Source organism: Paraburkholderia sp. HP33-1 (assembly GCF_021390595.1).
GTDB lineage: Bacteria > Pseudomonadota > Gammaproteobacteria > Burkholderiales > Burkholderiaceae > Paraburkholderia.
Genome location: NZ_JAJEJR010000002.1, coordinates 2,022,524 through 2,040,202, shown reverse-complemented (window position 1 = coordinate 2,040,202; position 17,679 = coordinate 2,022,524). Strand labels below are relative to the sequence as shown.

The 17,679-nt window shown below is 63.7% G+C and carries 11 protein-coding genes; 6 read left to right on the top strand and 5 right to left on the bottom strand.

Going from position 1 to position 17,679, the window contains the following annotated elements; genetic code table 11:
- Window positions 1–142: 142 nt before the first annotated feature.
- Complete coding sequence (locus tag L0U81_RS25265) at window positions 143–502, bottom strand: hypothetical protein (protein ID WP_233806923.1); 360 nt, start codon at window positions 500–502, stop codon at window positions 143–145.
- A gap of 259 nt (window positions 503–761) precedes the next feature.
- Window positions 762–3,911 carry an autotransporter outer membrane beta-barrel domain-containing protein gene (locus L0U81_RS25260; protein WP_233806921.1) on the bottom strand — a complete coding sequence of 1,050 codons (3,150 nt, stop codon included), beginning with the start codon at window positions 3,909–3,911 and terminating at the stop codon, window positions 762–764.
- Window positions 3,912–4,904: 993 nt separating this feature from the next.
- On the opposite strand from L0U81_RS25260, the gene L0U81_RS25255 reads away from it, so the two are divergent.
- The 4 genes from L0U81_RS25255 to L0U81_RS25240 all read left to right on the top strand — a co-directional run bounded on the left by L0U81_RS25255 (window position 4,905) and on the right by L0U81_RS25240 (window position 9,354).
- Window positions 4,905–6,407, top strand: a complete 1,503-nt coding sequence (locus tag L0U81_RS25255) for a Na+/H+ antiporter NhaC family protein (RefSeq protein WP_233806919.1) — start codon at window positions 4,905–4,907, stop codon at window positions 6,405–6,407.
- A 176-nt stretch (window positions 6,408–6,583) separates the two neighbouring features.
- Complete coding sequence (locus tag L0U81_RS25250; RefSeq protein WP_233806917.1) at window positions 6,584–7,060, top strand: carboxypeptidase-like regulatory domain-containing protein; 477 nt, start codon at window positions 6,584–6,586, stop codon at window positions 7,058–7,060.
- Window positions 7,061–7,249: 189 nt separating this feature from the next.
- The gene (locus L0U81_RS25245; RefSeq protein ID WP_233806915.1) at window positions 7,250–7,927 is read left to right on the top strand and encodes a heavy metal response regulator transcription factor; all 678 of its coding nucleotides are present in this window, start codon (window positions 7,250–7,252) and stop codon (window positions 7,925–7,927) included.
- Window positions 7,927–9,354 carry a heavy metal sensor histidine kinase gene (locus L0U81_RS25240; RefSeq protein WP_233806913.1) on the top strand — a complete coding sequence of 476 codons (1,428 nt, stop codon included), beginning with the start codon at window positions 7,927–7,929 and terminating at the stop codon, window positions 9,352–9,354. Before L0U81_RS25245 ends, L0U81_RS25240 begins: the two co-directional genes overlap by 1 nt.
- On the opposite strand, the gene L0U81_RS25235 is transcribed toward L0U81_RS25240, so the two are convergent.
- Genes L0U81_RS25235 through L0U81_RS25225 form a run of 3 tightly spaced genes read right to left on the bottom strand, consistent with a single transcriptional unit; the run spans window position 9,317 to window position 15,238 of the window.
- Window positions 9,317–10,795: an efflux transporter outer membrane subunit gene (locus tag L0U81_RS25235; RefSeq protein WP_233806911.1), complete on the bottom strand. Its 1,479-nt coding sequence runs from the start codon at window positions 10,793–10,795 to the stop codon at window positions 9,317–9,319. The two genes, L0U81_RS25240 and L0U81_RS25235, sit on opposite strands and share 38 nt — an antisense overlap.
- 15 nt (window positions 10,796–10,810) lie before the next feature.
- Window positions 10,811–12,022 carry an efflux RND transporter periplasmic adaptor subunit gene (locus L0U81_RS25230; RefSeq protein ID WP_233806910.1) on the bottom strand — a complete coding sequence of 404 codons (1,212 nt, stop codon included), beginning with the start codon at window positions 12,020–12,022 and terminating at the stop codon, window positions 10,811–10,813.
- Window positions 12,023–12,031: 9 nt separating this feature from the next.
- Complete coding sequence (locus tag L0U81_RS25225) at window positions 12,032–15,238, bottom strand: efflux RND transporter permease subunit (protein WP_233806908.1); 3,207 nt, start codon at window positions 15,236–15,238, stop codon at window positions 12,032–12,034.
- Between the two features lie 267 nt (window positions 15,239–15,505).
- Between L0U81_RS25225 and L0U81_RS25220 the strand changes: the two genes are divergently transcribed.
- Complete coding sequence (locus tag L0U81_RS25220) at window positions 15,506–15,835, top strand: DUF4148 domain-containing protein (RefSeq protein WP_233806906.1); 330 nt, start codon at window positions 15,506–15,508, stop codon at window positions 15,833–15,835.
- Between the two features lie 216 nt (window positions 15,836–16,051).
- Window positions 16,052–17,587, top strand: a complete 1,536-nt coding sequence (locus tag L0U81_RS25215; RefSeq protein WP_233806904.1) for a transglycosylase SLT domain-containing protein — start codon at window positions 16,052–16,054, stop codon at window positions 17,585–17,587.
- Window positions 17,588–17,679: the final 92 nt, after the last annotated feature.

The following is a 17,679-nucleotide window of genomic DNA, read 5'->3' as shown; positions in this document are numbered from 1 at the left end:
GCGCGCTACGGGTCTGGAGTGCTGGCACTTCTGTGCCGAGGCAGGGAATGTACTGAAGGTGGCGGACGCCACCTTGTATGAGGAAGTGTTGCGACGATCATTGGCTACCGTTCGCAGCTCGAATCGTCGAGCCCGGGCAACTTTATTGGGCGGTATGCGCTGCGCCGGCCTGCGTGGTGCCAGGTTGTGCCGATTCGGCCAAGGCGGCGCTCGCGCGGTTGCGGGACTCACTGACCGACTCGTTGCGTTGCTGCCGTGCCTCGCGTGCTTCGGCCCTGAACACCTTTCTGGCTTCCGCTCTCTGGGCACGTTGTTCGCGGTTGGCCTCGCGAATCTCCATTCGCTTCTGAACGATCGGATCGTTGTGTACAGTCGCCGGTGCAGAAGCGGCCTCGGCAACCTGGGGTGCCGCCGTGGCCGGCTGCTCGGCGAACGCAGCGCCGGAGGTCAGCAGCCCGAACGCGACGAAAGTTGCGGCGATTCCGTTGGTAAGACGACTCATGATCTTCTCTCCATTAAAGTAGGTGTACTGAATAACGATGACTGCCTTTGAAATTTGCGTGAGGTTGTCAGCCAGTTGAGGTTGCCTCCGGTACAGCGAGGCGCAGATGAATTCTTTCGGATTCGTCCTAGAACGGGAGTCATTCTAACGAACGTCCCGTTTATTTCAAATAGCTTTCAGTGCGTTTTTCCAGGGTAAACCCTCTATTGCGAGATAGCGTATCGCTGATGCGTCATCTCGTCATATTGACTGCGCGATGTCACCACGTGTACCGCAATCCGATGTCGCCCCAGACACCCTTGTGGCTACCCGTCGCCGAATCGTTGATCGAAAACTGGTAGCCGAACTGCCCGTACAGGCTCATGCGCGTGTCGAGCTTCGCGGTCACGCCCACGGCGAAGTCCATGCGCGTGGATTGCTGGGCGAGCGGTACATGGTCGACCCCCGAGTACGTCGTGGTCGCCCCCGCTCCCCAGTCGCGCCAGAGATTGGCGCGCACGTACGGCTGCCACAGCTGTCCGTTGGTGCGCTCGATGGTCCACTCCCCGAGCACGCCGAGCCGCCCGCTGACACCCGAGGTCGAGCCCGGATCGACCGGGCCCAGCCCGTCGTTGTCCTCCGAGAGCCCGACATGCTGCCAGATGATCTGCGCCTGGGGTTCGAGCACGAAGCCCGGCCCAAGCGGCAGACTGAACGGATAACCCGCTTCGAGCGACGTGGCGAACCCGGATCCTGAGATCGGCAGACGGGCGTTCTGTGTCGTCGCGTCGCCGTTGTAGTAGGTGCCCTGCAGGATCGCGTCGATGTACCATCCGCCCGGGCCGTAATGGGTCCAGTACGCGCCGCCCGAATACGCGTTGAGGTTCACCTTGCCGGTGTGGCTCAAGACATAGGCGGTCGCATCCGCGTTGGTGACGAGGCCGTCCACGTCGACGTTGCCGTTACCGTACGCGAAATAGACCCCGGCTGCGTCGCGGTGGCCGGGCAGGAAACTGCCGCGCCACACATCCAGGCCGGCCTGCACGCCAAGCACCTGGCCGTGCGCGCGGGCATCGGTATAGGTCTGGTAGCGGTTGTCGACCTGCTGGCCGAACATCCGGACCCAGGCCGAGTGGGCGAGCCCTGCGCTGCCCGTGCCGCCCCCGGCGTCGGTGAGCGTGTCGCCGATGCGCTCGTGCATCGTGCCGAGCATGGTGAGGCCCAGTTGCCGCGCGAGCGGTTGCACGACCGAGTAGGTGGCAATCTCCGGCCCCAGGATCGGGTACAAGCCTGGAGGCAGGACGGACGGCGGCGGATTGAGCGGAAGTTCTTCAACGTCCGGGAACGCAGGCTCTTCCGTCACCCCAGACTCCCCAGGGTGCCCAGGTTCCTCAGACTCCGGCTCAATGACCATATCCGAGCGCAGGAACCAGTCTTCGGGTTCGGAGCCGGCCATCCCTCCCCGAAAAAGATAGTAGGTGAACATGCCACCGCGCACTTCATGGGCGAGCGTGAATTTTTCTTCCTCCGTGCTGCCGCCGTTGATTGCCTCCACAACCGGGATGCCGTCGGATACCGTCAGCCCTCCAGGACCGCCAGAATTGGTGACCAGCATCCTGGTCGTACCGGTGGCCGTGCCTCCGTCGAGGATGAGCTTGTCCGAGGGCGCAAAGTCGCCGGCGAGGTAGGCGCTGAGGGCAATCGTGCCGTTCTGGCCGACATAGTTGTGCGCGATCGCCTCGGTTCCCGGATCGCCGGAGACGCGAATGAGGCCCGCATTGACAACGCTCGCCACGTGCTGGTTGAAGCCGCGCAGATCCATCGTTCCGCCAGACTCGACGGTGTAGTCCGAATTCTCGCTGAAGACGTTGGCGGCACCCGCCGCCAGGACGCCGCCGGCGACCGTGGTCGGGCCGCTATACGTGCTTGCGCCGGTCATCACCGTTTCGCCGCTCAGGACATTGACCGTGCCAGTGCCGGTAATGGCGGCAGGGAACACGTAGTTGCCACTCGTGTTGTTGTGGTTGAACACGAGCGTGCCCGTACCGGCGCCAAACGTCAGCGTGCGGGCATCGAGTGTGCCCGGCGTGACCGGTGCCGCGCCGGCGGGGGCGCCAATATTCAGCGTCCCGACAGAGCCGGCATTCTCCGCAACGGAGACGGCGTTCGCTACGACCTCTGCGCCGTTCTCAATGGTCAGCGTCCCCGGGCCAAACTGACCGACAGTGAGCGACGTGCCCGCGTTCAGCACCGAACCGGAGTCGGTAACCGTGACGGTGCCGGAACCTCCCTGAATCGGCGTGCTACAGAAAGATGTCAGTCCTGCGCCACACTGCCCCGCGATGAATGTGCCGCCACTGCCCGTCACGTTGACGGTTCCCTGATTAGAGACCGTCATCGTTCCATTACCCTGCCCACCCACGATCAGGTCGTTTTGCACGTTGAGGGTCGCGCCCGGACCGCTGACCTCGAGCGAACTCGACCCAGCGACGGCGCCAACGATGGTTCTCCCGCTGATCGTCACGGCGCCGTTGGACTGGATGTCCAGATCCGCGGGGCCCCTGGTGCCGACCACGAGAAGCGGTGAAGTGAGCAGTCCGCCGTTCGACACAGTGATGGTTCCTGTCGAAGCGGGCACGCTACCCGAGGCGCCGTTGAAGGTGAGATAGGTTCCGCTTCCGCTCGTGGCCATGCCGCCGTCGGTAATCGTCAGAGTGCCGACACTGCCAGGACTGACACCGACGCCTAGAAAGGTTCCAGCGCTGAGGCTGCTATTGGTTCCGCTCACAAGCGCAGTCGCAGTCGAGCTGCCCCCGATCTGCAGCGTGCCCCCCGGACTGGAGACCGCGCCGCCGTTGGTCACGTTAAGTTGCGCGGGGCCGCCGTTTCCAAGGACGAAGAAGCCCGTGTTCGTGTACTGAGACCCGTGGCCATCGACTGTGAGCACACCGCTGCTGCCCGAGTTGTAACCGACGTAGCTTTGAGAGAGGCCGGTGACAGTACCGCCGTTGCTCACCGTGAACGTTCCGGAGCCGTTAAAGCCGATGTAGTACTGGGATTGGGGGTTCGTCGTACTGATCGACCCGCCATTCACTTCGACGAGCCCGGTACTCCCAGCCGCCTGGCCGATATGGATACCGCTGAGTATGACGTTTGCACCGGCCGGAACGATGAATGTCCCGCCCGGAACTCCACCGACTGTCCCGCTATTGAATCCCGCAACGACGGTAGCAAACGACGACGTCCCGGCGGCCGCGGTCTCCGTGGCATTGCCGTCAATGTGAAGATTCGACTGAGCGAAGCCGACCCTGGGAACCAGCATCGCTCCGAAGACAAGGAGCACGACTTCAGCCCCGACTGATTTCCTGGCGTTTCTTCGGCGCCTGATGAACTTGTCAGATCCAGGTGCAGATCCGGGAGTCTCAATCATCCGGGTCAACTTCACCGTCAGTTGCCGTCGAGGCAACCAGCGAAACGGCAAAAGACTCGAATATGTCGCCTGGTTTGAACGCGTGAACGGTCTCATAACAACCCCACCGGACAACGGACTAATTCGAAACGCTGCAACTGAAATATGTTTGCCGAGATTGATTTGTCCTTCGCCAATCTCAAACAGGTGCGGTCCGAAGGAAAAATATATAAATTGATTTACTTCCTGTTTTGCGAAATTTTCTCTTCCGTTGATCCCCAGCGCCTTCTTGGGGCCCTTTTTTAAAGAGGATAATTAACGAACGGAGGCCGGCTTGAGAAAACAACTCGATAATGACCGCACCAAAACCTTGAATTCGGAGAAGCGGCTGGTAAAACCTCGGCCCCGAGTATGAGCGCTATAAGAAACCAGGCTTCAGTTCCAGGCTCGACCCCTTGTATTGCTTCAGGCGCACTCGAAACAGATTAATCAAGATGACGCTAAAATTCCAGTTTTAACCGTAAAGTGGACGTTTGATAACGGGAATTCGAAGGGCGAGACGACGGAATATGCATTTTACATAAAATAACCGAATTCCAAATCGGCACATGGAGTAATTTTTACGTAGCGGTGTGCGGATTTTCGTGGCCATCGCGTTTATAGAATTCCTTGGGCTTATTCAGGACGCGTGTGGCATTAGATAACGATTTTCACCCGCATCGCCCATGCGCGTATGCATGCATCGCAAGCGAATACTATGCGCATTATTTCGCCGGCAACCGTCGCAGCACATCGTTATGTTCCAGGTTGATCGCGCGGCACTCCTCATCGGCTTGCCGCATGGGTGCCGCGCAACCCGTGCGCCTGACGCGCCCGGTTCCGGCTCGTCTTCACGCAGCAATGATTCTTTCCTATGCTTGAAGCAACGGCGAGCCCGCCTGAACCGCCATCGCCGGGTCTTAGGGTTCTGTATGGCAACGTTGGGACTGCCGGACAAACAAACGGAGCATGGCGATGAAGCGGCGCGATTCACCCCAGCCGGTCACGATGTTCGAAGCACTGATTCCGATCGCTGGCCTCGTTTTTCTCGTCGGGGTGTCCTTCTACCTGTTCGGCGATGGCGGTGCGAACGGGCCGAACCAGGTGGCGCTCGTCGTGGCGGCCATGCTAGCCGTATTTGTGGGCTGGCGTCGTGGTCATTCGCTCGCGTCGCTGGGAGAGGCCGCGAATGCAAGCATCAGTTCCGGTATTGGCGCGATTCTCATCCTGTTGGCGGTCGGCGCGCTGATCGGCACGTGGGCGCTCTGCGGCACGATCGTCGCCATGGTCTATTACGGACTGAAGTTGCTGAGTCCGGACTACTTTTATGTCACGGCTTGTGGAATCTGCGCGTTGATCTCGTTCGCCATTGGGACATCGTGGACTGTCGCGGGCACGATCGGAATCGGCCTGATGGGCATTGCGCAGAGCATGGGTCTGAGCCCGGCCATCACGGCCGGTGCAGTGATTTCCGGCGCCTATTTCGGCGACAAGTCTTCGCCGCTTTCCGACTCCGCGAACCTTGCGGCCGCTGCCGCGGGCGTTGATCTGTATCACCACGTGCGTGAGACGCTGCTGACATCACTCGTCGCGATTGTCGTCACGCTGGCTGTGTTTTATCTGCTTGGCCGCCCCGGCGAATTCGATGCGAGCGCCGAGGTTGCTGCAATGCAGAGCGCGTTCTACATATCGCCGGTGCTGTTCCTGCCGCTCGTTCTTGTCGTCGCGCTGACGCTGTTCAGGCTGCCGCCTTTTACCACCATCTTTCTTGGTGCACTGGCGGGCGGCCTGGTTGCCGTTTTCGTCGAGCCCGGGCGAGTCATCGCATTTGCCTCAGCTCGAGAGGGCGTGCCGGTCCCGATCGCGCTGCTCAAAGGGGTCTGGCTGGCGCTTGCGAGCGGCTACAAGTCTACGACCGGAAATCCAGTGCTCGATACGCTCCTCACTCGCGGCGGTATGGACAGCATGTTGAATACCATCTGGCTGATCATCACGGCACTGGCATTCGGAGGGGTGGTCGAGAAGTGCGGGGTGATAGAACGCCTCATCACTCCGGTAGTCGGTTGGGCGAAGAGCGGTGGAGCGCTGGTCGGCTCCCTGGTCCTCGCGACCATTGCGACGAACATCGTCACGGCGGACCAGTTCATCGCAGTCGTGCTGCCCGCCCGGATGTTCAAAACTGCATTCGCGGCACGCGGCTACGCGCCCATCGTATTGTCGCGTTCCGTGGGTGATTCGGCCACGACCACGGGCTCGCTGATACCCTGGAACAGTTGCGGGGCGTACATGGCAGTGACCCTTGGCGTGTCGACACTCAGCTACGCACCCTTCGCCGTATTTTGCGTGTTAAGTCCACTGCTGACAGTGGCGATCGCCTTCGCGGGTATCCGCATGCCACGCGTGCCCCCAGCCCAAACCGAGACTTCAACGGGAGGCGGACCGCCAACTCCAGTTCATGGAGGCTCCAAACCAAATTGACGTGTTTTATCCCGCCAGTCGTCAGGCCTGCGCGCGCTCGGCGGATCTGCTGCCCGCGCGAGCGGGCGCTACCGGGAGCGCGATGCGTTTCCGGCCTATCGCAAGCCTTCTTCCGTCCGACGGTCCGGGCACGCAGTTTCGCCCAAAGTCGGCAATTACTGTAAGGAGCAGTCACGATGGAAATGCAACGCAACGCTCCCCGGATCGCGTCGGCCATGCTTGTCGCGGCGTTCGCGCTCGCTCAGGCAGGCAGCGCAGTGGCGCAGACCGCCGCTCCACAGGCCGCCAGCGAGATCCACACAACCGGCATGCCAGCGACGCAGCAGCAAGGCGACATATCGTTCGTGACGGGCGGAGTCGGTCACGACGAGTGGACTGCAATGCGGCAGGCACGCAGGCAGTGGCCGCTGTCGCTGCAGTTCACCGGTCCCGATGCGGGCTATCTGGCCGACGTCCAGGTGCAGATTGCCAAAGCTGGCGGCACGACCGTGCTTGATACCACTTCCAAGGGGCCGTACCTGTTCGTGCGGCTGCCTCAAGGGCGCTATACGGTCACTGCCACTTACAGCGGCGTGACCAGAAAGGAGACCGTGCACGTTCGCGGTAACGGCAGCGCGCGCGCGACCCTATCGTTTCCGGCCGGCGCCCACTGAGCGCGGTTCCCGGCGTCGCGTCGAAGGGCGCGCGCCGGGTTCATTGGGTAACACCGAACGACGAAACGTCAGTCGTCTCTCACATCCGCCTCGCCTTGGCGTTGACCGTGAAGTAACGGAACCCGATGGTAGTCCGGGCTTCAGGAGCCGCAGCGACGGAGTACCGGACACACTAAAAGTTGAACGGCGATGCGCATTCTCGTGATCGAAGACGAGCCGAAAACGGGTGCCTACCTGAAGAAGGGCTTCGAGGAATCCGGCTACGCGGTTGACGTTGCGCCGGACGGCGCGGAAGGCCTGATCCTCGCGAAGGAAGAGGCATATGACGTGATCGTGCTCGACGTGATGCTGCCTTCCATGGACGGCTGGACGGTGCTCAAGACGCTACGCGCCACGCACACTACGCCCGTGCTGTTCCTCACCGCGCGCGACGACGTCATCGACCGCGTAAAAGGCCTGGAGCTGGGGGGCGACGACTACCTCGTCAAGCCGTTCGCGTTCGTCGAACTGCTCGCGCGCGTGCGCACGCTCGCGAGGCGCGGCCCGCCGCGCGAAAGCGATGTGCTGACGCTTGGCGATCTCGAAGTCGACGTCACGCGCCGGCGCGTGAAGCGCGGCGCCGCGCGCATCGACCTCACGCCGAAGGAATTCTCGCTGCTGCAGCTGCTGGTGCGCCGCCAGGGCGAAGTGCTCACGCGCACGCAGATTGCCTCATACGTGTGGGACATGAACTTCGATAGCGACACGAACGTCGTGGAAGTCGCCATTCGCCGCCTGCGCGCCAAGATAGACGACGAATTTCCCGTCAAGCTGATCCACACGGTGCGCGGCGTGGGCTATGTAGCCGAAATCAGAGAGCCCGCCTGATGGCCGTGCGTTCGCTCACCGCCACCCTTGCGCTGAGTTTCGCCGGCACGACGCTGGCCGTGTTCGCGCTGGTAGGTAGCACGCTCTATTTCACGCTCGGCCGCGAGGTCAAGCGGCAGGACGATCTCGACATCGTCCTGATCTCGCGGCATACGCGCCGCCTCGCGCAGGAACTGCAGAGCGTGCAGGACGTGCGCGGGCACGCCGAGCGACTGACGAGCCAGGTGCTCGGCAATTCCCCGCTTTCCATGGAGATACTCGACGCCGCTGGCATGCAGCTGGTCGAGCACAACACGCAAGGCATCGCCGATGCGGCGTTTCCGCAGGCCGCGCTCGCGCGACGCCTCGGCTCCACGCAACGCATTACCGAAGGCGACGTGGTGGAGTGGCACAACGTGCGCGGCGTTCCGGTGCGCGGACTCGCCACGCAAGCGACGCTTACCGACGGGACGCCGGTTACGATCGTCGTCGCGCGTGACATGACCGACCGCTGGCTGCTGCTCGACCGTTATCGCGAGCGGCTTTACGCGTTCGGCTTCGCGGGCATGCTGCTCGCGTTCATCATGAGCTGGCTGCTGGTGCGCGAGTCGCTGCGCCCGCTGCGCGAGATGGCGGCGCGGGCCGCCACGGTCACGGTCGACCGGCTCGATACGCCCATCGAAATCGAGCACGCGCCGAGCGAGCTGCAAGCACTCACGAAATCGCTCAACGCGATGCTCGACCGTCTGCACGGCGGCTTCGAGCGCATGTCGCAATACACCGCGGATCTCGCGCATGACATGCGCACGCCGCTCGGCAACCTGCGCGGCGCGACCGAAGTCGCGCTGACGCGCACGCGCAGCACCGCCGAATACGAGGCGCTGCTCGAATCGAATCTGGAAGAGTGCGAACGGCTTTCCCGCATGATCGAGAACGTGATATTTCTTGCGCGCGCGGAGCACCCGCAGTTCATGACGACGCTCGCCGAGTTCGACGCCGGGGAGGCGCTCGCGCAGATTGCCGACTATTTCGAAGGTCTCGCGGACGAGGCGGGCGTCCATATTCGCGTCGAGGGCCGGGGGCGCCTGCGCGCGGACAAGGAGCTGTTCAGGCGCGCCGTCGGCAACCTGCTCGCCAATGCGTTGCGCTATACGCCGTGTGGCGGCGAGATCACGATGAGCGTTGGCGAGACGCAAGCGGCGGTCGAAGTCACCGTGACGAATCCGGGTGCGCCGATCGACGCGGACCTGTTGGAGCGCATCTTCGACCGCTTCTATCGCGCCGACGCTTCGCGGCACAACGAACCGCGCACCGGCGCTTCGGCCGGGCTCGGGCTTGCCATCGTGCGCACCATCATGGGCCTGCACGGCGGTTCGGCGCGCGCGGAAAGCGATGCGGCGGGCACGCGATTCATCCTGACGTTCGCGCGGCTCCAGGCGTCGCATTGAGGTTGGCCAAAGCCGCGCGATCCCATCCGCCGCCCAGCGCCTGGAGCAGACGCACGCTCGCATCGAGCCGTCGCCCCGCGATCTGCTCTTCGTTGCGCTCGTTCGTCAGCGCGATGCTCTGGGCCGTCACCACGTCGAGATAGTCCACCGCGCCCGCCTGGTACCGATTGGTCGTGAGTTTGAGCGAGAGTTGCGCGGCGGCCGTGGCGCGTTGCTGGCTGTCGGCTTCGCCGGCGAGCGTGTTCAGCGCGCTCAGGTTGTCTTCGACCTGCTGGAACGCCGTGAGCACGGTCTGCCGGTAGCCGGCCACCGCCGCTTCGTATTGCGCGTTCGCGCCCTTGAGCGTGGCGTCGCGACGGCCACCGTCGAACAGCGTGCCCGCGAGCTGCGAGCCGAGCGACCAGAAGAGGCTCGGTGCCGTGAGCCACGGCGCGAAGAACGTGCTTTCGAGCCCGGCCGACGCGGAGAGCGTGAGGTCCGGATAGAAGGCGGCACGCGCCTCGCCGATTCTCGCATTGGCGGCCGCCACGCGCCGCTCGGCCGCGGCGATGTCGGGACGTCTTTCGAGCAGCGCCGAGGGCACGCCCGCCGGAATCTGCGGCGTGACGACGGGCTCGACTTGCGCCGGCAGCACGAACGACGAGGCGGGCACACCGATCAGCGTCGCGATGGCGTGCTGGCGCTGCGCGCGTTGCACGTCGACGTCGCTGTCCGCCGTGCGCGCACTTTCGAGCTGCGTTTGCGCCTGAGCGACGGCAGAGGCGTCGATCGCGCCGTCGGCGAGCTGCTGTTGCACGATGCGTAGCGCGGCGGCGTAGGCCGTCACGGTGTCGTCGAGCAGTCTTTTCTGGCGATCCAGCGTGCGCAAATCGAAGTAGTCCGTAGCAAGCTGGGTCGCGACCGAAAGGCGCACCGACTCGAGATCGGCCGCGCTGGCTTGCGCGTTGGCATGCGCCTCGACGGTGGCGTCCTTCACGCGTCCGAAGAGGTCCGGCTCCCAGCTTGCCGTCACGCCCACCGAATAGTCGGGAACCGTCTTGCCCGCGAGCGAATGGTCGATGAGATTCTGCGAGGTGCGGTAACGCTGCGCCGCCACGCCAGCCGTGACGGTGGGGGCGTAGCCCGCGCGCTGGTAATCGATCATCGCGCGCGCGGCTTCGAGGTTGGCGACGGCCTGGCGAACGGTCTGGTTCGACACGTCGACGCGCGCTTCGAGCTGGTCGAGTTCGTTATCGCCGAAGAGCGTCCACCAGGGACCGCGCGGGTTGGCATCGGCGGGCGAAGCGAGCGCCCAGCCAGAGCTGGCCGATTGCGTCGCATAGTGAGCGGGCACTTCGACCGACGGCACGCTGTAATGCGGCAGCGTGGTGCACGCCGCGAGCGAGGCCAGTGTGCCTACGGCGACGATTTTTCGCAGTGAGGTGAAAGGGCTGTCGAACATGTCGGACCTCACCGCCTAAGCTTTGCTGCCCGCGACGGGCGTTGCCGCCACGCGCACGCTCTGGCCGCTGGCGATGGCGTCGCCGGGATTGTCGATCACCCGATCGGTTGCTGCGAGTCCCGTGGCGACCTCGACGTAGGTGCCGAAGTCGCGGCCTATGGTGACCTTGCGAAGCTGCACCTTGTCCTCGCCGTTCACCACGGCGATCGTCACGCCGTCGGGGCGGAACAGCAGCGCGCTTGCGGGCAGTTCGAGCGCGGGCGTCGCCGTGGTGAGCGCGAGATGCACCTGCGCGTAGGCGCCGGGCATCAATGCGCCGTCGTGATTGTCCACATCGACTTCCACGCGCAACGTGCGGCTCACTGGGTCGATCACGTTCGAGCTGCGCGCGACGCTAGCCTCGAAGCGGCGGCCTGGATACTGCTGCGTCGTCACCCACACCGACGTGCCGGGTGCGACGAGGCTCGCGTCGTCCTGGGGAACGTCGACGTAGATGCGCAGCCGGTCGGTTTGGGCGATGTGGAACAGCTCGCCCGGCATCGTGGCGAGGCCGGGTGTGCCGCCCGCCGTGACGAGCGCGCCGACCTGCACATTGCGCGCCGTGATGACGCCGTCGAAGGGCGCCGTCACGTGCTGGTACGAAACCAACTCCTGCAGACGCGCCACATTGGCCTGCGCCGCCTGGAGCGTGGCGAGCTTCGCGGCGGCGTCGCTCGTTTTCGCCTGCGCGTCCTGCTGCGAGACCGATTGCGTCTGCAGCATCGTTTGCCAGCGCTGTGACGTGCTGCTCGCGAAGCGATAGTTCGCCTCGGCAGTCGCTTCGTCGGCGCGCGCCTGCTGAAGCTGCGCGTCGAGCTCGGGGGTGTCGATCTCGGCGAGCGTCTGGCCGGCCTTCACGTGCGCGCCGATATCCGCGTACCAGTGCTGGACATAGCCGCTCGTGCGCGCATAGATCGACGCGTCGGCCCAGGACGTGATCGAGCCGGGCAGGAGCATATCCTGGGTCGTCGGCGCGCGCGTAGGTCCGAGGGTCGAGACGATCAGCTCACGTTGCGTCGCGAGCTGTTGTGCCTGGGCCGTGCGGGCTTCGAGGCGCGGCACGATGCCGGCGGTGAGCAACGCCACGGCGAGGCCGACGGCGATTGCTGTCCGACGTGCTGTGGATCCGGCGCGCACGGCTTGCTGTGCTTCGGCGTCGCGATCCTCGGACGGGATTTGCGGGTTCATCGGGGATCCTTATTCAACGAGAGCGGTTGCATCGGCGCGCGCGTCGTCCTTGGCCTCGCGCGCGGCGCGGCGCTTTGCGAGCCAGCCGTGCACCATGCCGAAGACCACGGGGACGAACACGAGGGTCGAAAGCGTGCCGATGGCGAGACCGCCGATCACGGCGCGCCCAAGCGGCGCGTTCTGCTCGCCGCCGTCGCCGAGACCGAGCGCCATCGGCAGCATGCCTATCAGCATGGCGAGCGCCGTCATCAGCACGGGGCGAAAGCGATTGAAGCCCGCGTCGAGCGCCGCGGCGAGCGGCGCCATACCGGCGGCGAGCGACTCGCGCGCCGTGTTGATGACCAGAATGCTGTTGGCCGTCGCGATGCCCACGCAGAGGATCGTGCCCGTCAGCGCCGGTACGCTGAGCGTGGTTTGCGTGACGAACAACATCCATGCGATGCCAGCCAGTGACCCCGGCAGGCCGCTCACGATGATGAGCGGATCGAGCCACGACTGGAAGTTCACGACCATCAGCAGGTAGACGAGCGCAATCGCGAACACGAGGCCTGCGGCGAGGCCGCTGAACGAGGCGTTCATCGACTGCACCTGGCCGCGCATGACGATCGACGAGCCCGGCGGCAACTGCGCCCGCGCGGCATCGACGAGGCGGTTCACGTCCGAGGCGACGCCACCCAGGTCGCGTCCCTGCGTCGACGCAAAAATGTCGAGCACGGGCTGCACGTTGTAGTGCGAGACGACCGCCTGCTGCGAGCTGCGCGAAACGGTTCCGAGCGTGCCTAGCTGGTTCTGCGGGTTGACCGACACCGCTTGCGTGGTCACCGGAATATTGGCGAGCGTTTGCAGCGAGTGGATGTCGTATTGCGGGACCTCGGCCATGAGCGGATAGCTCACGCCGTTCTTCGGATCGAGCCAGAAATTTGGCGTGGTCTGCGAGCTGCCGGAAAGCGCGATGAGCAGGTTCTGGGCAACGTCGCGCTGCGTGAGGCCGGCCTGCATGGCCTTGGTGCGATCGACGTTCACGTTGATCGTGGGCTCGTCGCCGGGCTGCTGGATGCGCGCGTCGACGAGCCCGCGCACGCCGCGCATTTCATCGAGCAGGTGGTTCCCGACGAGCCGGTTCTGCGCGAGCTTGTTGCCGACGATCTGCACATCGATGGGCGCGGGCAGGCCGAAGTTCAGGATCTGGCTGACGATGTCGGCGGGCAGGAACGCGAAAGTCACGCCCGGAAAGGCCGCGTCGAGCACATTGCGCAGCTTCGCGACGTATTGCGCGGTGGGCTTGTGCTTCGGTGCGAGCGTGATGAGGATGTCCGAGTCTTCGGGGCCGATTGGGTCCGAGGAATCGTAGGTGAGGTTGATGCCGCTGACCGGCACGCCGATGTTGTCGAGCACCGCGGCCTGTTCGGCGGGCGGAATGACGCTGCGGATTTTCGCTTCGACTTCATCAGTGATGCGGGCCGTTTCCTCGATGCGCGTGCCGGTGGGCGCACGCAGATGCAGGCGGATCTCGCCGGTATCGACCGCCGGAAAGAAGTCACGACCGGTGAACGGCAACAGCACGAGCGAGCCAAGACAGAGCGCGAGCCAGAGCACGACGAAGCGGCGGCGCTGCGCGATGGCGGCCTGCAAAAGCGCGCGATAGCCGTTGCGCAGGGCCTCGAAGCGCTTTTCGAAGCCCGCCTGGAAGCGCGTCAACGCACCGCTTATGCCGCGCTTAGGTGCAGTGTTCCGGGAGCGCGCGCGCAGCAGATACATCGCGAGCGTCGGAATCAGCGTGCGCGAGAAGAAGTATGAGGCGCACATGGCGAACACCACCGCCTCGGCCATCGGCACGAACAGATAGCGCGCGACGCCGGAGAGCAGGAACATCGGCACGAACACGATGCAGATCGCGAGGGTCGAGACGAACGTCGGCACGGCGATCTCGCCGGAGCCATTGAGGATGGCGTCGTGCAGCGGGGCGCCGCGTTCGAGATGGTGCGTGATGTTCTCGATTGCGACCGTGGCGTCGTCGACGAGTATGCCGACGGCCAGCGCGAGCCCGCCGAGCGTCATGATGTTGATGGTTTCGCCGAGCGTCGAAAGCGCGATGAGCGACGTGAGCACCGCAAGCGGAATCGTCACCGCAATGATGAGCGTGGCGCGCCAGCTGCCGAGAAAGAGCAGGATCATCGCGGCGGTGAGGCACGCGGCGATGAGCGCCTCACGCACCACACCCGTGATCGCCGACTTAACGAACACCGACTGATCGCCGAGCGGCGTGATCCTGAGCGCGTGAGGCAAGCCCGCTGCGATCTTCGGCAGCATCGCCTTGACCTGATCGATGATCGTGAGGGTCGAGGCGCTACCGGTCTTCTCCACCGTGAGCAGTGCGGCGCGCTTGCCGTCGGCGCGCACGATATTGGTTTGCGGCGCGTAACCGTCGATCACGTGCGCGACATCGCGCACGTACACCACACTGCCGTTCACGGTCTTGATGGGCAGATCGTTGAGCGCAGCCACCGTTTGCGTGCTGCCGTTCATCTCGACGTTGTACTCGCGCGAGCCGATTTTCGCGGTGCCGCCAGGCAAGATCAGGTTTTGCGCGTTGACGGCGTTCACGACGTCGATAGGCGCGAGCCCCTTCGCCTGGAGCGCCTTCGGGTCGAGTTGCACCATGATCTGTCGAATCTTGCCGCCGTAGGGCAGCGGCACGGCCGCGCCTTGCACCGTGGCGAGCTGCGTGCGGATGAAGCTGTTGCCGAGGTCGTAAAGCGACTGCTCGGGCAATGTCGTGCTGGACAGGCCCAGTTGCAGCACGGGCACCGTCGAGGCGTTGTACGTGATGATGTTGGGCGGCAGCGTGCCCGGCGGCAGGATGCGCAGAATCGACGCGGAATTCGAGGCCGCCTCGGCAATCGCGCGATTGATGTCCGCGCCCGGATGAAAGAACACCTTCACGACCGAAACGCCATTGAGTGACTGCGATTCGATGTGCTCGATGTCGTCCACGTCCGAGGTGAGGGCGCGCTCGTAGTTCGAGGTGATGCGCTGCGCCATGTCCTCGGCGGAGAAGCCGTTGTAGCTCCAGACGATGCTGACTACGGGAATGTTGATGTTCGGAAAAATGTCCGTGGGAGTGCGCATGACGGCGAGCGGGCCGAGGATGAAGAGCAGCACGGCGAGCACGATGAACGTGTAAGGCCGTCTGAGAGCCAGTTTGACGATCCACATGACTTGTCCGGGTTGAGGCAGGGAGGGCCGCGCCTGAGGCGGCGGGGTTGGAGCAAGTATCGGGATTGCGCGCTTACCCGGTGCTGTCCTCGATATTACGGATCTGTCATCTCTGGCGTGGCGCCCAGATAACGAACTCGTAATCAACGGGTCAGCTTTGGGTCAGCGCCGCGCGACCAGAATCCAGTCAACCTTCGCGACATCGCCGAGGGCGGCTGAAGCGGCATCACTTTCGATGCAGCGGCCATTCATCGAGAGGTGAACATCATGAAAGCACTCGTTTCCGCAATGCTCGTTGCCTGCGCGCTGGCCGCGCCCGTTGCCGCGTTCGCACAGACCGCCAACGCGCCGGTGACGCACGCCCAGGTAGTGGCCGATCTCGTTCGTTTGGAGCAGGCGGGTTATCGGCCTACGGCTTCGGATCCCTACTATCCTGCCGACATTCAACGTGCCGAGGCCATCGTCGCGCAACAGCAGGCTCAGAATGCTGCGCCGGGAAGTGCCGCCGTTGGCGGCGTGTCGATGAAGGGCAGCGCGGATTCGGGCGCGCCGGTTGCGGCCTACCCTGGCGAGCATTCAATTTATGCGGGGCACTAAGTGTGAGGGCGCGGCAGGTCTGACTACGAGGCCAGCTGCCGCGCTTTTTCCCTATGTCCCCGATGCGAAAAGACAAGGGGAATTGCGCCGATCGACTTGAGCGCGCAAGAGACCGTACGAAGCACTATGCTTAAGCACGGCACCGCGATTGGCACACCGCCGGAGACCACCGACGTTTGCATCGCCCGCCGGCTGTAGCAGCAGGGCCTTTTTATCATGCGCATCATTCAAACGTTGCTGTTCATCGCGGCGTTTTGCTCAGGCATGGCCGTCAATCCGTCGACGTGCCTCGCCGCCCCAGGTGCCGCGGCGCAGCCGGTCGCCTCGGCCGCCCTCCCGGCATCCCCAGCTACCCCCGCGTCGGCTCCCGGCGCGCGCCGTATCGATCTGGGCAATCAACCGCGGACGGGCGATTTCGACGCGATGCTCGACCGGCGTCTGATTCGTGTACTGGTTCCCTACAGTCGAACACTCTATATCAATGACCAAGGTCACGAGCGTGGGCTGACTGCCGGCCTCATGCGCGACTTCGAGCGCTATGTGAACAAGAAATACCAATCAACGCTCGGCAAGCGTCCGCTCACCGTGGTCATTATTCCGACAACTCGCGACCAGTTGCTCCCGGGGCTCATAGCGGGCCGAGGCGACATCGCCGCGGGCAATCTGACGGTCACCGAGACCCGCCTGAAGCAGGTCGACTTCGTGGCGCCGCGTGACCGGAAACCCGTACGCGAGGTGGTCGTGACCGGGCCCAAGTCGCCAGCCCTCGCGAAGCTCGACGATCTCAGCGGAAAGGCGGTCCATGTCCGACCCAGCAGCAGCTATTACGAGAGCCTGAAGGCGCTCAACGCGCGTTTTCTCAAGGAGCGCAAAGCCCCGGTGAAGCTCGTTCCGCTGCCCGATGCACTCGAGGACGAGGACGCGATGGAGATGCTCAATGTCGGGCTGCTCCAGATCCTCGTCGTAGACGACTGGAAGGCAAAGATATGGGCGCAGATACTGCCTGGAATCGTCGTGCACAACGACATCGCGGTGCGTGACGCAGGCTATACCGGTTGGGCGATCCGTTTGAAGAGCCCCCGGCTCCAGGAGGCGATCAGCGACTTCTACCTGAATTACGTGAAGAAGCAGAGTGTCACGGAAGTCCGTCTCCAGCAGGAAATGAAGCGCATCAAGCAGATCTCCAACAATGCGGACTCAGAGGATCTGAAACGGTTCAGGCAGACAATCGCCCTGTTCGAGAAATACGGCGCGCAGTACCACTTCGATCCACTGTTGCTTGCGGCACAGGGTTATCAGGAGTCCCAGCTAGACCAGAATGCGCGCAGTCACGTTGGTGCGATCGGGATCATGCAACTCATGCCAGCGACCGGCAAGGAACTCGCGGTCGGCGATATTCGAGTGGCGGAAGCCAATATCCATGCCGGAGCGAAGTATCTCGACGTCCTGATGTCCCGCTATTTTCCGGACGCACACTTCTCCGATAGGGACCGCTCGCTTTTCGCATTCGCGAGCTACAACGCAGGACCCGCAAACATCGCCAGGATGCGCAAGGAAGCGGCGGCGCGCGGTCTCGATCCCGACAAGTGGTTCAACAATGTCGAGATCATAGTCGCCGAGAAAATTGGCATCGAACCGACGACGTACGTGCGCAACGTATTCAAGTACTACGTTGCCTACCGGCTCGTGCAGGAGGCCGCCGCAACGCGTGAGCGCGCGCTCGGGCAAATGCGCAAGCCGGGCGGAACGTGACAGGCAGTCGAGACGAATCTTCTACGCGTGCACATAATTCGGACAACATATGTACGTTAGCGCACAGTGGTGATGCCTTTCCGGCAGTGATA